Source organism: Marinobacter sp. Arc7-DN-1, assembly GCF_003441595.1.
GTDB classification, from domain to species: domain Bacteria; phylum Pseudomonadota; class Gammaproteobacteria; order Pseudomonadales; family Oleiphilaceae; genus Marinobacter; species Marinobacter metalliresistant.
The window spans coordinates 1,486,589-1,507,441 of the sequence record NZ_CP031848.1 but is presented as its reverse complement, the minus strand read 5'-3'; the positions used below and the strand labels follow the sequence as shown (position 1 = coordinate 1,507,441).

19 protein-coding genes are annotated in these 20,853 nt (G+C 56.5%); 10 read left to right on the top strand and 9 right to left on the bottom strand.

The genetic code is table 11. The features are described 5' to 3' along the window. The first annotated feature begins 8 nt into the window (after window positions 1–8). The 9 genes from D0851_RS07020 (at window position 9) to D0851_RS06980 (ending at window position 8,208) form a co-directional block, all read left to right on the top strand. Window positions 9–890, top strand: coding sequence for a DMT family transporter (locus tag D0851_RS07020; RefSeq protein ID WP_117617996.1), 882 nt, complete (start codon window positions 9–11; stop codon window positions 888–890). A gap of 59 nt (window positions 891–949) precedes the next feature. Continuing rightward, the gene (locus tag D0851_RS07015) at window positions 950–1,201 is read left to right on the top strand and encodes a dimethylsulfonioproprionate lyase family protein (RefSeq protein ID WP_205422278.1); all 252 of its coding nucleotides are present in this window, start codon (window positions 950–952) and stop codon (window positions 1,199–1,201) included. 235 nt (window positions 1,202–1,436) lie between these two features. Beyond that, complete coding sequence (locus D0851_RS07010) at window positions 1,437–2,993, top strand: BCCT family transporter (RefSeq protein WP_117617995.1); 1,557 nt, start codon at window positions 1,437–1,439, stop codon at window positions 2,991–2,993. Window positions 2,994–3,070: 77 nt separating this feature from the next. Further along, window positions 3,071–4,120 carry a mechanosensitive ion channel family protein gene (locus D0851_RS07005; protein ID WP_117617994.1) on the top strand — a complete coding sequence of 350 codons (1,050 nt, stop codon included), beginning with the start codon at window positions 3,071–3,073 and terminating at the stop codon, window positions 4,118–4,120. 172 nt (window positions 4,121–4,292) lie between these two features. After that, window positions 4,293–4,991, top strand: a complete 699-nt coding sequence (locus D0851_RS07000; protein WP_117617993.1) for an Rpn family recombination-promoting nuclease/putative transposase — start codon at window positions 4,293–4,295, stop codon at window positions 4,989–4,991. Window position 4,992: 1 nt separating this feature from the next. Further along, a complete protein-coding gene (locus D0851_RS06995) occupies window positions 4,993–5,385 on the top strand; it encodes a DUF2750 domain-containing protein (RefSeq protein ID WP_117617992.1) in 393 nt (130 codons plus the stop codon). 313 nt (window positions 5,386–5,698) lie between these two features. Further along, window positions 5,699–6,397: a crotonase/enoyl-CoA hydratase family protein gene (locus tag D0851_RS06990; RefSeq protein ID WP_117617991.1), complete on the top strand. Its 699-nt coding sequence runs from the start codon at window positions 5,699–5,701 to the stop codon at window positions 6,395–6,397. A gap of 29 nt (window positions 6,398–6,426) precedes the next feature. Beyond that, window positions 6,427–6,993, top strand: coding sequence for an elongation factor P-like protein YeiP (yeiP, locus tag D0851_RS06985; RefSeq protein WP_117617990.1), 567 nt, complete (start codon window positions 6,427–6,429; stop codon window positions 6,991–6,993). A 30-nt stretch (window positions 6,994–7,023) separates the two neighbouring features. Beyond that, window positions 7,024–8,208 (top strand): YbfB/YjiJ family MFS transporter, encoded by a 1,185-nt coding sequence (locus D0851_RS06980; protein ID WP_117617989.1) that lies wholly within the window; start codon window positions 7,024–7,026, stop codon window positions 8,206–8,208. 77 nt (window positions 8,209–8,285) lie between these two features. Here the strand turns inward: D0851_RS06980 and D0851_RS06975 are convergent, their stop codons facing one another. The 9 genes from D0851_RS06975 to paaX all read right to left on the bottom strand — a co-directional run bounded on the left by D0851_RS06975 (window position 8,286) and on the right by paaX (window position 19,357). Further along, entirely contained in the window at window positions 8,286–9,317 is a 1,032-nt protein-coding gene (locus D0851_RS06975; protein WP_117617988.1) for a carbohydrate kinase family protein, read from the bottom strand. Window positions 9,318–9,342: 25 nt separating this feature from the next. Continuing rightward, window positions 9,343–10,818 (bottom strand): mannitol dehydrogenase family protein, encoded by a 1,476-nt coding sequence (locus tag D0851_RS06970; RefSeq protein ID WP_117617987.1) that lies wholly within the window; start codon window positions 10,816–10,818, stop codon window positions 9,343–9,345. Between the two features lie 44 nt (window positions 10,819–10,862). Then, complete coding sequence (locus D0851_RS06965) at window positions 10,863–11,966, bottom strand: ABC transporter ATP-binding protein (protein WP_117617986.1); 1,104 nt, start codon at window positions 11,964–11,966, stop codon at window positions 10,863–10,865. 12 nt (window positions 11,967–11,978) lie between these two features. Continuing rightward, on the bottom strand, window positions 11,979–12,812 hold the full coding sequence (locus D0851_RS06960) for a carbohydrate ABC transporter permease (protein WP_117617985.1): 834 nt from the start codon (window positions 12,810–12,812) through the stop codon (window positions 11,979–11,981). Between the two features lie 16 nt (window positions 12,813–12,828). After that, complete coding sequence (locus tag D0851_RS06955) at window positions 12,829–13,734, bottom strand: carbohydrate ABC transporter permease (RefSeq protein WP_205422322.1); 906 nt, start codon at window positions 13,732–13,734, stop codon at window positions 12,829–12,831. Between the two features lie 148 nt (window positions 13,735–13,882). Beyond that, entirely contained in the window at window positions 13,883–15,139 is a 1,257-nt protein-coding gene (locus D0851_RS06950; protein ID WP_227539519.1) for an ABC transporter substrate-binding protein, read from the bottom strand. A gap of 551 nt (window positions 15,140–15,690) precedes the next feature. Beyond that, window positions 15,691–16,968, bottom strand: a complete 1,278-nt coding sequence (locus D0851_RS06945) for a hypothetical protein (RefSeq protein ID WP_162893693.1) — start codon at window positions 16,966–16,968, stop codon at window positions 15,691–15,693. 475 nt (window positions 16,969–17,443) lie between these two features. Next, entirely contained in the window at window positions 17,444–18,340 is an 897-nt protein-coding gene (locus D0851_RS06940) for an AraC family transcriptional regulator (RefSeq protein ID WP_117617981.1), read from the bottom strand. A 51-nt stretch (window positions 18,341–18,391) separates the two neighbouring features. Beyond that, window positions 18,392–19,357 (bottom strand): phenylacetic acid degradation operon negative regulatory protein PaaX, encoded by a 966-nt coding sequence (gene paaX, locus D0851_RS06935; protein ID WP_117617980.1) that lies wholly within the window; start codon window positions 19,355–19,357, stop codon window positions 18,392–18,394. 307 nt (window positions 19,358–19,664) lie between these two features. Here paaX and D0851_RS06930 point away from each other — a divergent pair, with 307 nt between their 5' ends. Beyond that, the gene (locus tag D0851_RS06930; protein ID WP_117617979.1) at window positions 19,665–20,822 is read left to right on the top strand and encodes an ABC transporter substrate-binding protein; all 1,158 of its coding nucleotides are present in this window, start codon (window positions 19,665–19,667) and stop codon (window positions 20,820–20,822) included. Window positions 20,823–20,853 lie beyond the last annotated feature (31 nt).

Sequence of the window (20,853 nt, the reverse complement as noted above, 5' to 3'; positions counted from 1 at the left end):
TCACTGCCATGCCAATCTCTGTTCATTATGGTTTGACGGTATTGATCTGGGGCCTCACCTGGACGGCGATTCGCCTGCAGGTTGAAGCAGCGCCTGTCGACATTTCCGTCTTCTACCGTTTTGTGATGGCCTCCACCGTGGCTCTGGTGGTTCTGGCTCTGATGCGACGCCTGCAGAAACTGACGCTGAAGCAGCACGGATGGCTTGTGCTTCAGGGGTTGACCCTTTACAGCGTGAATTTCCTGTTGATCTACCGTGCTGCAGAATCCATGACCAGCGGCCTGCTGGCGGTGGTGTTTTCATTAGCGGCCCTGTTCAACGCCCTGAATGGCTGGCTGTGGTTGCGGCTGAAACCCACTGCTCGCCTGTATCCGGCAATTTCTCTGGGCATCACGGGTGTGGCTTTGTTGTTCTGGCATGATCTGCAGTTGGGTAACACGACTGCGACCAGCATTCTGTTCGCGGTTGCTGGCACCTTCTGGTTTTCGATGGGAAACCTGGTCAGCATCAAGGTACGGATGTCTCAGGTGCCTCTGTTCCTGGCAAATGCCTGGGCGATGGTATACGGAGCGTTGATTCTGGGCGTCTGGTGTCTGGTGCAGGGCGTGGAGTGGGTCGTTCCCACGACGGCAACCTTCTGGGGCGCAACCGTGTTTCTGGCGGTTCCGGGTTCTATCGTCGCATTCTATTGCTACATCACGGTGATTCAGACCCTCGGCGCAGACAAGGCCGGCTACGCAACGGTGCTTTTCCCGGTGGTTGCTCTGAGCGTTTCGACCTGGCTGGAAGGTTTTGAATGGACGGTGACGGCCGTGTTGGGGGCGTCCCTGGCGCTGCTCGGGAACTATGTCCTGTTCCGAGGCCGGCCATCCCGGTGCGGCATTGTTTGATCTACAGCAAATCACTTATCCTGATGGGCCACCTTCCAGAGAACCGCAGGAGAGGTACCATGTCGAGACTCTCAGACCACGTTGAGCACGGCCATGATGGTATCAGTGAATCCTACATCTGCCTGACCGGCTCTGTCTCAGACAGCAACTATAGTGTGTTTACACCCGGTGCTCTGTTCTTCAACCCACCTGAAAAAGCCCACCGCATGACAACGGGTGATTTCGAACCTACGTTGCTGGCCTACGCCTGGACAGGGACTGGGGAGAAGCTCGCCAACCAGAAGATGAGCTTTTCTTCGCGCAAGCGGTAATGGGGCAAAGTAGCCGGTCGACCAGGTCCAGTAGATCCGGGACACCTTGATGTCAGTAACCATAGAACAATCCCGGAGTAAAAAGAACTTTATGAGATTCTTATTCAAGCCGTGACGAGGCAAAAACACCTGTATTGATGCTTTCCGCCACTATGTGCGTATTTACCCCACTGTAAGTGCAAGTTCGAGGCATTTCGTGTAGTCTGCGCGGCTTTTTCTTCGAGAGGCAGATCCCATGACCATACAATCTCAGTCCGCCCCGCAGGTAAAATCCGGGGCGCTGGCTGACAGCGACCCGGTGGTGCTGGCGCTCACCATCGGCTTTATTCTGCTGTTCGTCGGCGCTTCTATTGTTGATAGCAGCTACGTTGCCGATCTTATAGGAAGTGGATTTGCCTGGACCGCAACCTACCTTGGTTCGTTTTTTCAGCTCTTGTTGTTGCTGACGTTCTTCATCGCCATTGGCACAGCGCTCAGCCGTGCAGGCGCGGCGCGTATCGGTGGACTGGATCGGCCTGAAATCAGCCGTTTCCGCTGGCTGTCGATGATCATGTGTACGTTGCTGGCGGGAGGCGGCGTGTTTTTTGCCGCTGGCGAGCCGGTTTATCACTTCGTTGTGACGCCCCCGGCGTTTGATACGGAAGCCGGTACGTCGGCCGCAGCAGCGCCCGCCATGGCCCAGTCATTTACTCATTGGGGATTTCTCGCCTGGGCGGTGCTGGGCTCGTTGACTGCTCTCGTTCTGACCCGGGCCCATTACGGGCAGGGCAAGCCTCTCCAGCCAAGGACTCTGCTGTATCCGGTGTTTGGCGAGAAAGTGATTAAGGGCCGCCTCGGGGGTGTGATTGATGCTTTCTGCGTTATTGCGGTGGTAGCTGGAACGGTTGGTCCTATCGGTTTTCTGGCCACCCAGATGAGTTTTGGTCTGCACGAACTGTTTGGCGTGCCTGACGGGTACGGCACCCAGTTGACGGTATTGGCGGTTCTTGCAGGTGTTTACATGACCTCCGCCATGACCGGTCTTCACAAAGGCATCCAGCTGCTCAGCCGCTTTAATGTGATACTGGCGCTGGTTATTGCCGGGGTGATCTTTGTTTTTGGCCCGACATTGTTCCTGACCAACATCTACACACAATCCATGGGTGAATACGTAACTTCTTTTTTCGCCATGGCAACCATGACGGCAGAAACTGCTCCGGCCTGGTGGATGAAATGGTGGACGGTGTTTTTCTTTGCCTGGTTCATCGGCTACACGCCGCTGATGGCCGTGTTTGTGGCCAGGATTTCCCGTGGCAGAACCGTACGGGAAATGGTTCTGGCCGTGGCCCTGCTGGCACCCATTGCGACGACCATCTGGTTCACATTGCTGGGCGGCTCGGGCATCTATCACCAGCTTGCCGGTACGTTTGACCTCACGGGCGCGCTGAACAACTTCCGCTTTGATGTCGCCACGCTGACCGTGGCCCAGGCACTGCCCGGCGGTACCTGGATGGCGGCCGCGATTCTGCTGCTTACCACCATATTTGTTGCCACTACAGGTGATTCCATGAGCTACTCAATCGCCATGGTGGGTGCTGGTCACGATGAACCAAGCCCCTGGATTCGCGTGTTCTGGGGTGGTGCCATGGCACTGATGGCGGCCATTCTTCTGTACATGGGGGCTGGCCAGATTGGCGTGCTGCAGCAGTTCATCGTACTGACAGCGATTCCGGTATCGCTGATCATTCTGCCGTCGCTGTGGACCGGGCCGAAAGCGGCCATGGCGATGGCACGGGAGCAGGGGCTGGTCTAGTCTTGCATAAGCCGGGCGCCCGGGCGGCCCCGGTTCTTTCTGTGCAACCCAGATGAACAAGGACTCGCGGGGGACTGATGCTGGAAGCGTTTGAGGCTGGTTTCAAGGCGTGGATGTGGCCCGGATTCTCGGCGATCCTCGCGGTTATCGCCACCTACGGTGTGTACCGGCTGGCGCTGGCGGTCTTTCGCCATTTCTCCGAGCCGGGAACGGTGCTGCGATTGTTTCTCGACGCCGCAGCCCGGGCGCTCGGCGTGGTCTTCTGTCTGCTGGTGCTGGCCGGGGCGCTGGAGGCGGCGCCAGCGGATTTGCCGTTGATGGCAGCCATGCAGCAAGTCACCACTTTATTGCTTGTTCTGGCGATCACCTGGGCGGCGGTTCGGCTGACTTCCGCGATTGGTGAGGTTATCGTGGCGCTGAACCCGGTGCTCGAGGGGCAGTGGAAGCGCGCCCGCAAGGTCGAAACCCAGACCCGGTTTCTGGTTCGCGCCCTGAATATCCTCATTGTCATTATCGGCTTGGGTGCGGCCCTGATGACCTTTGAGTCCGTCCAGCACATGGGCGCCAGCCTGCTCGCGTCGGCGGGGGTCGGCGGCCTGATCCTGGGTTTCGCCGCCCGCCCTGTGCTGAGCAACTTGCTGGCGGGGATGCAGATTGCGCTCACCCAGCCCTTCCGGATAGATGATGTACTGAACGTTCAGGGGGAGTGGTGCTGGGTGGAAGAGGTGACTTCCACCTATGTGGTTTTGAGGGTCTGGGACCTTCGCCGACTGGTTATTCCGCTGCAATGGTTTATCGAGAATCCGTTCCAGAACTGGTCCAGAAATACCGCGGATCTGCTGGGAACCGTATTTATCTGGGTGGACTACACCATGCCGGTGGAACCGCTTCGGCAGGAGTTCAACCGGTTGCTGGCTCAGTCGGGACTCTGGGACGGTAAGTTGGCTACGGTGCAGGTGACCGATGCCAGCGACCAGGCCATGCAGGTGCGGTTCCTGATGAGCGCTTCGGATTCAAGCCGGAACTGGGATCTCAGATGCGCGGTTCGTGAGGGGCTGGTGACCTTCATCCAGGAAAACTACCCGGCCCAGTTACCGCGCCTGAGGGCCCGGATGGTTGAAAGCTGACGGTTTCTGCCGATACGCCAACTCGTTCAGCAATCACTGAACTTTTGTTAAAGGATACTGGGTCTGGCTGTGGGTGCGGGTCTGGGACTGGCCTGTTTTTTTGAGTTTTTGGTGTTATCCGATGAGGTGAGGGGGGGGTGGTAGAATAACCGTCATTCATTCAGGTGGCCTCATGAGCGACTTACTCGATCCGACCAACGATTACGTTTTCAAGCGTTTGTTTGCAGAAGCCCCGGATCTGTTGGTGAACCTGATTAATGATCTGCGCCCTGATCTTCCGGATATTATGTCGGTTGATATTCTGAACCCGAATATCGAAGCCAGTGAACTGACTGGCAAATACATTATCCTGGATGTCCTGGCTCGGGATGGGGAAGGCCACTGCTATAATGTCGAGATACAGGTTCGCAGGTACGGTGCTTGGCATAAGCGCGGTTTGTTTTACCTTGCGCGTACTCTGGGCACGCAACTGGATGCTGGGGAGGACTACCAGCACCTGAGAGCCTCGGTCGGGCTGCACCTGCTGGATTTTGATTTGTTCACTGCAACTGAGAACGAACGTAGGCAAGCGGTGTGTCGGTTCGAGATGCGTGACGAAACCCAGCCGGACATATCGCTGGGGAACATTTTGCAGATGAACCTGATCGAACTGAACAAGGCAGACCGAATCGGTCTGGAGCCGGGACCGTTATCGGCCTGGATCACTTTCTTTAAGCACTGGCAAGAGGAGCTCACCATGGCTAATGTGGCACATGAACCGGTTAAAAAGGCAATGAGCCGCATCCGTGAACGTACTACAGTCAGTCTTCCCGGATTCCGTGTTAGGCTCCGAAACCTACCCGAAAGCAACTTGTTGGAGTGGCGTGCCTGATATGAGCAGTGATGAACTTACCCCGGTAATCGAAATGGACGGCGAACTGCGGTACGACTACTTCCTGAACCAGGTGGGCGAGGAGCGCGAAATCTGGATTCTGGTTAATACCGGGAATCGCTTCCTGAAAATTGCCTCCGACGATGGCGACGTAGAGTACCTGCCCGTTTGGCCTGCCCCGGCGTTTGCCGCCGACTACGCCAAGGGTGCCGATGACCTGTCTCCCCGAAGTATTTCATTGCCAGACTTTTTCAGGAAATGGGTGCCCGGGCTGACCAGGGATGGCCTGGATGTCGGCGTCTTTCCCGGCCTTGATAAAACCGTTTGGATCACCGAACCCGAGGAGCTCAAGCGGGATCTGCAGGATGTGATGTCGGATTTCAACAGAGGCTGACCCGTGACATGCACCGCCACAGGTCAGCCTGCGGCTGCAATCCTAAGCTATTCGGTAGCTCGAGCGTGCTGTTTAAGGCGTAGCCGGTCATTAAAACGCCATAATCCCTGAAGCCCTGTGATTGCAGGGCTGAAGACACCTGTCCGAGCTGTTCCCACAAAGTTATCCACAGTTTTTGTGGGTAAGATTATTCAGAGCTCCGTGCCCTTCGAATTCTTGCAAAGATTGTTGAAACTCGGACGCGGCTGACCCACAATCTGGTCCGACTAAGTAAACAAACGCTCACTTTAATTTTGGTAGAGAGGTAAGGCAGGTGACTGAGCTGGTAGGTTACGAGTTGAAAGACGGTGTTGCGACGATCACCATCAGCAATGGCAAGGCGAATGCCCTGAGTCATGAGGTTATTGAGGGCCTGAATCAGGCGCTGGATCGTGCGGAGCAGGACAAGGCCGTTGTTATCCTCACCGGCCAGCCGGGCATTTTCTCCGCCGGTTACGATCTGAAGGAAATGCAGAAAGGTCCGAAGGAAGCTGCGGCGCTGGTAACTACCGGCTCCAAACTGACCCGTCGCCTCGCGGCGTTTCCGTTGCCGGTGATCGGCGCGTGCAGCGGCCATGCCATTGCCAAGGGAGCGTTCATCCTGCTGTCCGTAGATCATCGCATTGGTATCGAAGGGCCCTTCAAGCTGGGCCTGAATGAGGTTGCGATTGGCATGACCATGCACCATGCCGGTATCGAAATTGCCCGCCACCGTCTGGCGCCGGCTCATTTCTACCGCTCGGTTGTAAACGCTGAAATCTACAGCCCTGAAGGCGCGGTCGAGGCAGGGTTCCTGGATGAGGTGGTTGCCCAGGACAAACTGATCGAACGAGCCACCGGGCTTGCGCTCCACTTCAAGACTCTGAACATGCGTGCGCACCGGGAAACCAAGGTTAAAGCCAAGGCGGATTACCTGGCGCTTCTGGATCGTTGCATTGAGCAGGATTCAGAGCATTTGGGGCTGAACGGTTAAGCGAAACTCCCTTTACGGAAACAGAAGACATGCCCAGAGCCAGTGAGATCAAAAAGAATTCCGCTGTTGAATACGACGGACGGGTGTATTTCGTGAAAGACATTGAGCGCTCGGTCCCCCAGGGCCGTGCCGGTGGCAGCCTGTACCGGATGCGAATGTACGATGTGGTGACCAGCCAGAAGCTTGACGAGACATTCAAGGATTCGGACATGCTCAACCTGGCTGACCTGACGCGCCGGGAAGCCACCTTTTCCTACGCGGATGGCGATGAGTACGTGTTCATGGATACCGAGGACTTCACCCAGTACAGCCTGAACCGGGACGCCATTGCCGAAGAGCTGCTGTTCATCTCCGAAGACACGCAGGGCGTTATGGTTATCCTGTTGAAGGACTCGCCGGTTGCACTCGCACTTCCGCCCACCGTTGAACTGGTGATTGAAGAGACGGATCCGTCCGTCAAAGGCGGCTCTGCGACGGCCAGAACCAAGCCCGCCCGTTTTGCAACTGGTCTGGTGGTACAGGTGCCTGAACATATCTCCACCGGAGATCGCATTCGCATTAACGTGGAGGAGCGCAAGTTCCTGGGCCGCGCCTGATCTGAACTCGTTCCGATGTAAGGGCACCGCGTGAAACCGATAGAAACAATAAAAGTGCTGGTGGCCAGCGTGATCGCCGTTGTGGTCATGGTGGGGATCGCCCGGTTTTCCTACACGCCGATGATCCCGGAAATGGTTGCTGCGCTGGGGCTGAGCAAATCCGTTGTCGGCATGCTGGCTACCGTGAACTATGCCGGCTACCTGACCGGGGCGGTGCTCATTACCCGGATCAGCGATCTCGGTCTCAAGGTCAGGCTGTACCAGCTCGGACTGGTGGTCGCCGTGGTTTCGACGGTGCTCATGGGGTACACCACCAACATGTGGTTGTGGTTCATTCTGCGCTTTATCTCCGGGCTGAGCACTTCAGCGGGCATGTTGCTGGGAGCCGGCCTGCTGATGAGCTGGCTGATCAAGAATAACCAGAAATCCGAGCTTGGTGTGTTCTTTTCCGGCATCGGGCTTGGGATTGTCCTGACTGCCGTGGTGGCCGAGCTGATCAAGGACCCGTTCACCTGGGATCAGCAATGGGTGATCTACGGGTTGGTGGCGCTGGCACTTCTGGTTCCTGCCTGGCGCTGGATGCCGGACTACCGGGCCTGCGCTCTGCCCCGCACAGGGGGTGAAGGTACCGGGGATGAGCGGAGCCGCTTCATCCGTATACTGCAACTGGCGTATTTCTGCGCCGGCGTGGGCTATGTGGTGACAGCCACGTTCCTGGTGGCCATCGCCGAATCCATGCCCGAGCTCAGCGGCCAGGGCTGGCTGGTCTGGCTGATTGCCGGTCTTGCCGCCACCCCGGCCTGCTGGCTCTGGGATGTATTCTCCCGTCGCTGGGGGCAGTGGCTGGCACTGTACCTGGCCTACACACTGAACTCGGTGAGTATCCTGATGCTGATCATGAACACCAGCCTGACCAGTGTGATGCTCAGTTCCGTGATTTATGGTGCCAGCTTTATCGGTATTGTCAGCATGATGCTGGCGATGGTCGGGCGCGTGTTCCCCGAAAATCCCTCCCGGCCCATGAGCCGGCTGACCTTCAGTTATGGCATAGCGCAGATGGTGGCACCGGCAGTCGTCGGCTATCTGGCGGATGTGGAGGGTAATTACACCAACGGTCTTTGGTTGACTCTGGTTGTTATGGCGCTGGGTGTACTCATGCTTCATCTGGCAAGGCGGGCACAGCAGCGTCAAGACGAAACTGCGGTCGTCGGTTGAGCTGCCGGAGGTTGTCCCGGTGACCCCTCAGCAGAAGCGTCGGTTCGACAATGCCCAGGCACGCCGGGAGGGGCGTCTCAAGACCCGGGCACAGTTGGCTGAGTCCGGTGCCGGGAAATCCTGAGCAGGCTCTCCAGGTCAGACTGGCTCGGCAGTGAGGTAAATGCCCCAGCGCGGGTTACCGCGTGGGCGCCGCAGGCGCTGGCGAACTGAAGCATTTCTTTCAGGGCTTCAGGATGTTCGCCCAGAGCAGTCAATCGCGCCGGAGACACTTCCGTTTCTGCGAGGCGGTATAGCAGGCCGCCGACAAAGGCATCGCCGGCCGCTGTGCTGTCTACCATGGTTACCTCTACAGGTTGAATCAGCCCTTTATGGCTGCCTGTGTAATAACGCATGGGTGCTCCTCCGTCGGTGATCACGATCAATGCGACGCCGGCGTTCTGGAGCCTCCTCAGGACAAGATCCTCATCCTGATCACCGCAGAGGAAGGCCAGTTCTTCTGCGCTGAGTTTAACCACATGTGCCCGCTTGATGCAGGACCATACAGCGCCGAATGGGTCGCTGTTCTCTGGCCACAGATTTTCCCGCAGATTCAGATCAAAGCTGATGACAAAACCGGCACTCCTGGCTTTTTCCAGGCCCGCCAGGGTTGTTTCCCGTATGCCGGGCTCGGTCAGCGTATTGGAACAGAAATGGAAAATTCCCGGCTCCTGAAACCATTCATCCTGAAAGTCCTCCGAACGAAACAGCGTATCCGCGGAAGGGTTGCGATAGAACTCGAAGCTTCGCTCGCCATGGGCGTCCAGTGACACAAAGGCCAGTGCCGTTTTGGCTTCGCGGGTCTGCAGCAGGTAGTCGGTATTTACGCCGTTGTCTTCCAGTGATGCCTTGAGGAAATCCCCGAACATGTCCGCTCCGACCTTGCCCGCAAAGTAGCTGCGACCGCCCAGCTTACCAACCGCGGCTGCGACGTTCGCCGGAGCACCACCGGGAAACTTGGTGAAGGTTTCCTGCCCGGTTGTTTCTGTCGTCCCGGTTCCGGGTGTGTTGCCGACGTTGCTGGAGAGCATGTCGATCAGTGCTTCTCCAAATGCGATAACCTTTTGCATTGTCTGTTTCCTGCCTGGGGCGTCTTTAAGTGACTGACAACGATTCCAGGGTCGCCAGAACACCATCGGATTCCAGCCTTTTGACGGCGGACTCAAAGGCCGCGCAAAAGGCCCGGGAATGGATCAAATCCCTGCTGAACAGATCCTCCATGCCCAGAAACGTCTGGTTCAGGCTGTCCCGGTCCTGCACTGCGGTTTGCAGGCGTTCAGCAAGCGGATCCCGAACTTCATGCAGGTGGCCGGCTTCGTCCTTGCCTTTGAGGTATACCGCCCAGCTTGCGATGACCAGGGCCACGCGGTCCAGGGGCCGGGATTCCTGAATAAGCGCTCGAATGGTTGGCACCAGGAACTTGGGGATCTTGCTGGATCCGTCAAGGCACAGCCTGGCCAGTTGGTCGCCGACCTGTGGGTTGGAAAAGCGGTCGATCAGTGTCGCCTTATAGCCAACGAGATCAACGCCCGGAATGTCACCCAGAATCGGGGTAACATCCTCATCCATGAAGGCCCGGATAAAATCGGTGAAACGGCTGTCTGCCATGACTTCATGGGTGTAGCGATAGCCGGCAAGGTAACCCAGGTACGCCATGGCCGAGTGGCTGGCATTCAGCAGCCGGATTTTCATCAGCTCGTAGGGGGCCACATTGCCTGTGAACCGGGCACCGGCGGACGCCCAGTCCGGGCGGCCGTTGCAGAAATTGTCTTCCAGAACCCACTGGGTGAAGGGTTCGCAGATGACTGGCCAGCGATCCTCGATACCATGGGAGAGTTTCAGCCACTCGGTATGGGCGGGCGTGGTTCCCGGTGTAATTCGATCCACCATACTGCAGGGAAAAGTGACCTGTTGATCAATCCACTCTGCCAGCCCGGCATCACGCATGTAGGCGAATGCCAGTAAAGCGCTGCGCGCTGCATGGCCGTTGTGGGGCAGGTTGTCGCAGGACATGATGGTAAATGGTGCCAGTCCCCGGTTTCTGCGGCGGGCAAGGGCTTCGGTCAGAAAACCAAACACGGTGCGCGGCTGCTGGGGATGCTGCAGGTCATGAACCACATCCGGATGCTCATGATTGAAAAGCCCGGTATTGTCATCAACGTTGTAGCCTCCCTCGGTAATGGTGAGGGAAACGATTCGGACGTCAGGACTGGCAAGCTTTTCGATCACCCGGTCGGGGTCGTCCGGAGCAAACAGAAAATCGGTGATCGCACCGATGACACTCAATGCATTGGTGCCATCGGAGCCCAGCTCGATCAGGGTATAGAGGTAGTCCTGTTCTGCCAGGACGGACTGCATGGTTCGGTCTGCCTCACGCAGCCCGACTCCGCAGATGGCCCAGTCGTCGTTGCCGCCTTGCTGCAACAGTCTGTCTGTGTACATGGCCTGATGGGCACGGTGAAAGCCGCCAACCCCGATGTGGATGATGCCATGTTTCAGGTTTGCCCGATTGTACTGCGGGCGCGAAACGCCGCTTGGCAGGTCGGACAGTGTGGTCTTGTTCAGCTTCATAGGTTCACCCTGTTTTCCGGTCGGCGGGGCCGGCCCTTCGCGTGTCAGGCGGCGATCTGCTCGAGTCTGGGCAGGGCCTGGTCCTGGTCATCGAACAGGTGGCACTGGTCGAGCTCGAGGCTCAGGCCGATCTGCTGGCCAAAGTTGCATGTGAAATTGCCCGGTGTCCGGACCGTAAGCGTTTCGCCGGTACCGGTTTTGACGTAACAGTAGGTGTCACTGCCAAGATTTTCTGCTATGTCCAGACGGCCGGTGAGGTGGCTTTCCGCAGGGTCGGAGACATAAATGTTCTCAGGCCGCACGCCCAGGGTTACGCGGCTGTCCTTGCGCAATGATGTCCCCTCGACCGGCAGGGTGAGTGTGGCGCCATCTTCGAGCTGGATTCGGGTTCCCTGATGATCGCATGCAAGCACGGTAGCAGGCAGGAAACTCATTTTCGGCATGCCGAGAAAGCCCGCGACAAACCGGTTGGCCGGGCTGTGATAGAGCTCCATGGGCGAGCCGACCTGCTCGATCTGCCCCTGGTTGAGTACCACGACCTTATTGGCGAGGGTCATGGCTTCGACCTGATCGTGAGTCACGTAGATCATGGTGGCTTTCAGGTCATGGTGAAGCCGCGCAAGTTCAAGCCGCATCTGCACGCGAAGTGCGGCATCGAGGTTCGACAGCGGTTCGTCAAACAGGAACACCTTGGGCTGGCGGACGATGGAGCGGCCAATGGCAACGCGCTGGCGTTGCCCACCGGACAGTTCCTTGGGTTTACGCTCAAGCAAAGGCTCCAGCTCCAGAATGCGAGCTGCTTCGGCCACCTTGGCTTTGATCGTCTCTTTGGGCTCCTTGGCCAGCTCCAGCGCAAATGACATGTTCTTGCGCACGGACATGTGGGGATAGAGCGCATAGCTCTGGAAGACCATCGCCAGATCCCGCTTGGCGGGCGCGAGTTCGGTGATTTCCCTGTCGTCCAGGTAAATATGACCACTGGTGACCTCTTCAAGGCCGGCGATCGAGCGCAGCAGGGTCGACTTGCCACAGCCTGAGGGGCCAACGAAGACAACAAACTCGTGATCCTTGATGTTCAGGTTGATGCCTTTGAGGATTTCCACATCCCCAAAGGATTTTTTCAGGTTTTTTATTGTTAAATCAGCCATGGGAATTCTCCGTTATTTAACTGCGCCAAAGGACAAACCGCGAACCAACTGTTTCTGACTGATCCAGCCAAAGATCAGGATCGGAGCGCAGGCCAGGGTTGAGACTGCGGACAACTTGGCCCAGAACAGTCCTTCGGGACTCGAGTAGGAGGCGATCAGGGCAGTCAGGGGCGCTGCCTGCGATGCGGTGAGGTTCAGCGACCAGAATGCCTCGTTCCAGCTCAGAATCAGTGCCAGGAGAACGGTGGACGCCAGCCCGCCTTTGCTCATGGGAAGCAGAACCCGCCAGATCTCCTGGAACAGCGTTGAGCCGTCCATACGCGCGGCTTCCAGTACCTCTTTCGGGATTTCCTTGAAGTAGGTGTAAGCCATCCAGATCATGATTGGCAGGTTGATCAGCGTGAAAATAATGGTCAGCCCAATGCGGGTATCCAGCATCTGCAGGTCTTTGAACAGCAGGTAGATCGGGACCAGTACGCCGACAGGTGGCAGCATCTTGGTGGACAGCATCCAGAGCAGGGTGGCCTTGGTGCGTTTGGTCTCGAAAAACGCCATGGAGTAGGCGGCGGGTACCGCCAGCAGCATCCCGATAATCGTTGAGCCGAAAGACACAACCACCGAGTTCCAGGCAAAGTGGAAGTAGTCGCTGCGCTCATTGACCAGCGTGTAGTTCTCCAGCGTGGGTGTGAAGAACAGTTGGGGCGGCGTCGCGAACGCGTCGATTTCGGTTTTGAAGCTGGTCAGCAGCATCCAGAAAATCGGAAAGAAGATGGCCAGGGCTACGCCCCAGGCCAGGATACCCATAAGGGCCGTTGTCAGGCTTCGGCGTTGTTTCAGGCTAAGCATGGTGTCACCTCCGGCGTTATTGTTTATCGGTCAGACTCTTGCCGACGACGCGAACCAGGAAGAACGCGGCGATATTGGCAAGAATGACGGCAATCAGTCCGCCCGCTGACGCAAGGCCAACGTCGAACTGGAGTAACGCCTGGCTGTAGATCAGGTAGGCGAGGTTGGTGGTTTCGTAGCCGGGGCCACCACCGGTTGTTGTGAAGATTTCCGCAAACAGTGAGAGCAGGAAAATGGTTTCGATCATCACCACCACGGCAATCGGGCGGGCCAGGTGGGGGAGGGTCAGGTGCCAGAACAGGGCCCATGGGCCAGCGCCGTCCAGTCGCGCGGCTTCCTGCTGCTCCTGGTCGAGCGACTGCAGTGCGGTCATCAGCAGAAGGATCGCGAAAGGCAGCCATTGCCACGACACGATCATGATGATGGAGAAAAGCGGAAACTCCGAGAACCAGTCAATGGGTTGCGCGCCGAAAAACTGCCAGATGGCGGCAAAGACCCCCGACACCGGGTGCAGCAGCAGGTTTTTCCAGACCAGTGCATTTACCGTGGGCATGATGAAAAACGGCGAAATCAACAGGATTCTGACAATCCCCTGACCCCAGAACGCCAGATTAATGAGCAGTGAAATCAGGACACCGAATACGACTGTGATCAAGAGTACCGAGCCGACCAGCAGCAGTGTGTTGGTCATGCCGGCCATGAACCCCAGGTCAGTCACGAAAAACCGGAAGTTCTCCAGGCCGACGTACTCGTTTTCGCCGGGATAAAGCAGGTTATACCGGATCAACGAGAAGTAAATCGTCATGGACAGGGGAACAACCATCCAGAGCAGAAGCAACAGCACCGATGGCGATACCATGAGCCGGCTGACTCTGGCTTTCTGTTTGCTGACACCTCCTGCAGTCGGAGCCGTGTCTTGCATTGTGCGGATTGCGTCCGCATCCAAAGTTTTTGTTTCCATGCCAATGCCTCCGGGAAGGGGCCCTGACGGTGTGGGCTGCCCGTATAAGCCGATGGAGCGGCATGACGGGACCCACAGGTGCCAGTTGTGTTAGTTCATAGCGACGTGATTACTTTGAGTAGTAACGCGCCCGGGTCATTTCGCGGGTCGTAATCGACTGGGCGCCCATCAGGGCCTGTTCCGTCGACATGGAGCCGGCGAGCGCCCCGGAGAAAAGTTTGCCAACCTGGGTTGCAATGGCCTGAAACTCCGGGATGGCGGCAAACTGAACGCCCACATAGGGGGCCGGCTTCAGGGTGGCGTCATTGGGATCGGCCCTATCCATCGACTCGAGGGTTTTGGCCGCAAACGGCGCGGCAGCAAGGTACTCGGCGTTGTCGTAAGTTGATGCCCGAGTGCCCGGAGGAGTGGTTGCGATGCCGGTGGTCTCCGCCACCAGGGCGCTGTATTGCTTGGATGTCGCCCAGGTGATAAAGGTCTTGGCGGCTTCTTTTGCATCCGAGCTGACCGGAATGGCCAGTGCCCAGGACCACAGCCAACCAGCGCCCTTATCGGTCTTCTGGCTTGGTGCCAGTGCAAAACCAACCTTATCAGCGACCTTGCTCTGGGATTCGTCGGTAACAAACGCGCCGGCTACCGTGGCGTCTACCCATAGGCCGCATTTGCCGGAATTGAACAGTGCGAGGTTTTCATTGAAGCCATTGGAGGATGCCCCCGGGGGACCGTAGTTACCCAGCAGGTCGACGTAGAACGTGAGCGCGTCTTTCCACTCCGGGCCGGTGAATTCAGGTTTCCACTCTTCGTCAAACCAGCGGGCACCGAACGCGTTGGCGATGGTGGTGATCAGCGCCATGTTTTCGCCCCAGCCGGCTTTGCCGCGCAGGCAAACCCCGTATTGTCCCTCGTCGGGCTTGTGGAGGGTTTTGGCGAACGACTTCATCTGTTCCCAGGTGGGCTGGGCCGGCATGGTTAACCCGTTTTTTTCGAAAAGATCCTTGCGGTAGTAGGTCATCGAGCTTTCGGCATAGAAGGGCAGCGCGTAGAGCTTCCCGTTCTTCGAGAGGCCGCCAAGGACCGACGGGAAAATATCTTCCTTGTCATAGTCTTCCGGCAGGTCATCCATAACCGTCAGCCAGCCTTTTTCTCCCCAGATCGGGGCCTCGTACATGCCGATGGTCATCACGTCGAACTGGCCACCGCCGGTGGCAATATCCGTGGTCAGGCGCTGGCGGAGGACATTTTCCTCAAGTACGACCCAGTCGAGGTCTATATTCGGGTATTCTGCTTCGAAGGCATCAGACAAACCTTGCATGCGAATCATGTCGCCGTTGTTGACGGTGCCAATCGTGACTTTGGTGGCCGCCATGGCCGGGAAGGATGCGGTCAGGATTCCGGCTGCGACCAGCGCAGGGAAAAAGCTGTTGGTGCTCATGTTCGAACCTCTGTTTATTTTTGGAGTAGGTCGATCCGGGCTAAATCTGGAAACCCGTCAACATTGTTGTCGGTACACCCAATCGGGTGCTGAATCCTATGAGCCCATTACACGCTGAGTATGAAAAGCGGACAAATACATACTTCGCCAGATTTATGTACTTTTTTGCCATTCGCCGAGCTGTTCCCTTAAGCGTCAGCCACCGTGAACCACCTTTTGAGCGGCTGTCGGTAAAGCATTGTCCTGTTAGAAAAGGAAAAATCTGACGCGATAAAGTTGTGTATTCCGGCGAACGTGACCGATTTGCACACGGCCATCTCGATGTGTTATCGAATGCCCGGTGACGCAGTCGGGCCAGGATCCAGCACTCGAGCTTCGGTTGCCAGATCGATTTCGGCAGAGATGCTAATCGGAAACACTATCAATTGAGTACAGACCCCGATTAAAGAAAACGGGGTCTGTACCCAATTTTTCCGGAGCGGAAACTAGAAAACTACAGAGGCTTCCAGCATAAAGCCATCCCAGTCATCCCCGATCTGACCGGGGGAATTCGCGCCCTCTTGCTGGCTCACGTACTCCGCCTTTACTAGCGCCACATCATTTAGCCAATAACCGCCGCCGACCTGGGTACGTGTCAACTCGTCGTCGGGACCGGCATTGTCGGACTCATTAGTCACAAGGGTGTAGCGCACTGCACCGTAGAGTTTTGAAGGCATTATGTAGTAGCTGGCCTCCGTGCCATAAAATTGCATTTCGCTTGTCTGCTGCAGGAACTGGGTGGCCTGGCTAGCAACGGTTTGATTCCCTGAGCTGTCTCCAAAACTGAATTTATCTTCAGCCCGACCGAACCAGATGCGGGCATAGAGCGGGATATCCTCACCCTCATACTGGGCACCGATCTGCCACACATCGACTTCCAGACCCGGCACCAGACCGGCATGGGTATCACGAGCACCGGCACCACTGCCCGGGAAGTTGTAGTTATCGCCGTCACCCTGCACCATACCCATCGTCTGAACCTCACTGAACGGGCGCGGATTATCGCCGGTAACCTGATCACCCAGGTCATTGAAGGCATAGCCGCCGCCGACACTGAAGCCCATGGGCAGGTCCAGAGAACCCTTGAAGAAGTAATCATAGCCACGATCCCCGCCGAAATCCTCGAAGAAGGTGGGCACAGTCACGGTGGCGTCCCAGTTCACCCGTTTGAGAAAACCGCTGCCGATATCATGGCTTCCCAAGACGGTGAAGCCGGATTCCGCGGTAACCATATCGGCGGGTGAGTTGCCAATCAGTGGGTTGCCCTGTACCACGGCACCGTCTGAATATCCCCCGAAGTTGCGCACCGCGGTGACAACTCCGCCCAAACGAAAAGTGAGGTCATCAGTGAGCATATAATTGATAAACGACAGGTCGTTGGAGATTTCGAACTGATCGTCAGTGCCAAAGTCATTCGGTTCTTCGCTGAGTTCCACAAAGGCATTGATGCGTTCTGAGACCTGGATATCGAAGCCGAGAGAAAAGCGTATCCGGTTGAAGCCTGAGTCGGTCGACCGATCAGCAACATTGAACGCATTATCGTCAGCTTCCAGTTCCTGGAAGGAGCTCATGATAGCGCCCTTGATTTCTACTTTACCGTCGAATAATTCCGTGCCAGGGGCGGGGCTGGAGGCCAGCCCCAATTCTGTGGCGTAAGTGGGGCTGGCGGCCATCCCCAGCAACGCACAAACCGTCCCCAGTTTTGAAGCGCTTATTAATCTCATTGATTTTACCTCATGTGATGGATGCTATTTGTTTTATTTCCACGCTGAGTAGTCGCATTAAATCTATGCGGAACTTCGTTTATCTGTAAGTGACTTTAGTTGCCGTCATGGCGGAGGAGGATGCGGTCAGGATTCCGGCTGCGACCTGCGCCGGGAAAAGGGTGTTGGTGCTCATGTTCAAACCTCTGTTTATTTTTGGAGTAGGTCGATCCGGGCTAAATCTGGAAACCCGTCAACATTGTTGTTGCCGGTACACCCAATCGGGTGCTGGGTCCTATTACACGCTGGGCATGAAAAGCGGACAAATACATAATTCGCCAGATTTATGTACTTTTTTTCCATCAGGTGAGCTGTCATCGGTTATGCGAGTCGACGTGAACTTTGCCTTGAATGGGGGCTAACACGTCATCTTTCTGATTCGGGAGGAAAATGATATGCAGCTATAAGGTATTGTTTGAAAAAGGTAAAAAGCGGGTCAGCCCCGGTAAAGAACATCCATTGATGCCTTTCGATAGTCCGAAGGTGTCATTTTCTTGAGGTGAAAAAAGCGGCGGTTGAAGTTTGCGATGTTGTTGAATCCGACCGAAAAGCAGATTTCAGTAATCGGCTCGTCGGTATGGGCAAGATGTTCGCAGGCTTTGTTGATGCGCAGGGTATTGACGAACTCAATAAAGCGCTGGCCAGTCGCTTTCCTGAAGAATTTGGAAAAATAGGTCGGCCCCATGTTCACATGGTCTGCGACTTCTTCAAGCGAGATGCTGGTGTCATAGGACTCAAAGATGTAATTGACGGCCAGATTGAGCCGATGGAGGATCTTCTCATCGGTGATCGGAATGTAGGTTGATGAGGAGAGCACCCGGTAATCATCAATGCCCGCAAGAAGCTCTATCAGCGTCCAGAATCGGGTCAGGCGCCTGAAACCTCCGGAAGTTGCAATGTCTTCGAACAGCTCCACGGCCCTGGCAATGCTGTCGGGGTTCAGAAACTCAATGCCATACTGCGCGCGCTCCCAGAACGGAGCCAGCAGCCGTGCTTCCGGGAAGAAGGATTCGCATCCTTTCACAAACTCATGGGAGAAGTTGATGACGCGGTCGCGTAACTCGACGCGCTCCCCCTTATCCAGCTGGCTTATCCAGTTGTGGGGCAGGTTGGGGCCAACCAGTATCAGGCTGTCAGGTGAGAAATTGCCAATGTAGTCGCCAACGAACACCTTGCCTGACGTCGCTGTGATCAGGTGTAGTTCATACTCCTCATGGTAGTGCCAGCGCACAAGGGGGCTGGGGTATCCATGATCAAGGTAGCGGATCGATTCGTCACCTTGCTGATCGACCCACTCGAATTCGGGCTGCAGGCGCTGTTTGCTGGAGCTCATGAAACACCGTTATTCCGACCTTTCAGTTCAGAGTACAACAGTTCGCTGTATTCAGACAGCGGATTCCGGCGTTTCTTCCTGAGTCGTGGTCATGTCTCTCAGCCCTCCAAAGCGCTTGAAGAATTTCTCGCCGGGGCCGGGGAGGGGGCCGGAGGCATTTTCCAGGGTTTCATCCAGCCATTGTTCCGCCCGCACATAAATCTTCCGGTACAGGTTCCGGCAGAGTTGCTTGGCGCTGCGGCCTTCCCAGTCGCCCGGTAGCAACTCGTCCGGCAGTAGTGGGTCTCGAAGCAGAATTTTTCGGTACTCGTGAATCAGCAATATCCGGAGGATCAGGCATTCTTTCGGGCTGAGCGTGTCTTCCGATTGCAGCTCACGCCAGAGGGGCCGGAATTGAGCCAGGAAGCGCCGGTACCGACCTCCCAGCTCGTCCAGGTTCCAGCTCTCGCGCACCTGCAACCTGAGTGCCTTGGGGCTTTTCTGCTCCATGGGCATGGTCTGCATCACGATAGTGTCTTCCAGGGCGCCCCACTCCTGCAGCATGGGAATCAGTTCGCTGCGGGTAAACCGGGGGTGCTCCATCAAGCCCGGCGCCATGCTGCCAAAGCTGAGCCACTTCAGTTCTTCGCGGACTTTCTGGCGAAGTTCCGGAGTCAGCTGATTCAGGTACACAAGGCACCAGCTGCCGCTCCATTCCTCGGTATCGAGATTGTAAACGTGCTGAAAGGCCTGCTCGAAACGGCGCAGCCCGGGACCGGTGAGGCTGTAATAACTGCAACGGCCGACCTTTTCTGTTTGCAGCCAGGATTCCTGGACCAGGCGATACACGGAGGTGCGAACCAGTCGCTGGCTGATGCCCATGGGTTCTACCAGCTTCATCAGACTGCCAAGCCAGACATTGCCACCGCGGGGAACGATGGCGTCGCCATAGATGGTAATGATGAGGGAGCCGGCACGGAGCGGCCGTTTTTTCTGAAAGTTCCTGACGAGCAGTTCGAGCTGGCTTTTTGCAGTCATGGCCCTGGGTTCGCAAATAAGAATCAATGAAACACGTTGCACGTATTATGCGGGTCCTGCGTGTCAGGTAAAGGTTTGTCTTTATGCGTGCTGTTCTGGCGCGCCGTGACAGCGTCGGCTTTACTTAAGGGGCATCGGCCGTCGCCCTGAAATTGGTTGACATGGAAGTTATGATACAATAACTTCAATTGATATTCGTCAATGGTATCGAATTATACCGGAAGCGAAGAATCAGGAGTGCATCTGATCAAGGATGAGGGAATAACAACATACTCAAGCCCCTGCACAATCCGGGAGAACAAAAACAATGCTTAATACAATGATCCGTTGCGTCGGAAAATGCGCAGCCGTTGCGGCTGCCGGTCTCATGATGATGAGTGCCCAGGCAGCTGAACCCATCAAAATCGGGTCGTTCCTGTCTGTCACAGGTCCGGCATCCTTCCTTGGCGATCCCGAGCTGAAAACGCTTGAGATGTACGTTGAGAAAATCAATGAAGACGGTGGTGTTCTGGGCCGTCAGCTGGAACTGATCCACTATGATGACGTGGGCAATGCCTCCTCCGCCCGTAACTTCGCCAGCCGTCTGATCCGTTCGGACCGGGTGGATATCATCGTTGGTGGCAGCACCACCGGTGCCACCATGGCAGCGGTGCCACTGATTGAGCAGGCACAGGTGCCCTTCATCTCCCTGGCGGGTGCCGTGGTTATTACCACGCCGGTGAAGAAGTGGGTGTTCAAGACTCCCCAGTCTGACCGCATGGCGGCAGAGCGCATTCTGTCGGACATGAAAGACCGTGGCATCAGCAGGATCGGTCTGATCTCCGGCACTGGTGGTTTCGGCAGTTCCGGCCGTACCCAGACCCTGGAAGTGGCAGGGCAGATGGGTATGGAAGTGGTGGCCGATGTCACCTACAGCGGATCTGATACAGACATGACCGCCCAGCTTACCAATATCCGTAACACAAAAGGTGTTGAAGCGGTTCTCAACTTCGGTTTCGGTCAGGGCCCGGCCATTGTTACCCGCAACTATGCCCAACTGGGAATGGAGCTTCCGTTCTATCAATCCCACGGCGTAGCCTCTGACAGCTTCCTTGAGCTGGCCGGTTCCGCGGCTGAAGGCCTTCGCCTGCCGGCGTCACCGCTGCTGGTTCCGGACTCACTGCCAGAAGACGATCCCCAGAAAAAAGTGGTTCAGAACTACAAGGCCGAGTACGAGGCTCGCTGGGATTCCAAGGTTTCCACCTTTGGCGCCTACGCTTATGACGGGCTAATGCTCGCGGTTCGTGCCATTGAAGAGGCTGGCTCTACCGACCCCGAAGCCGTGCGTAATGCACTGGAAAACATCAGGGGTTACGTTGGGGTGACCGGTGAATTCAATATGGCTCCGGACGACCATAACGGCCTTGATGCAGATTCCTTCCGCATTCTGGAAGTCCAGAACGGCGAATGGAAACTGATTAACTGATATCCCTTTCACCTGTCTCGCGGCTGGCGGC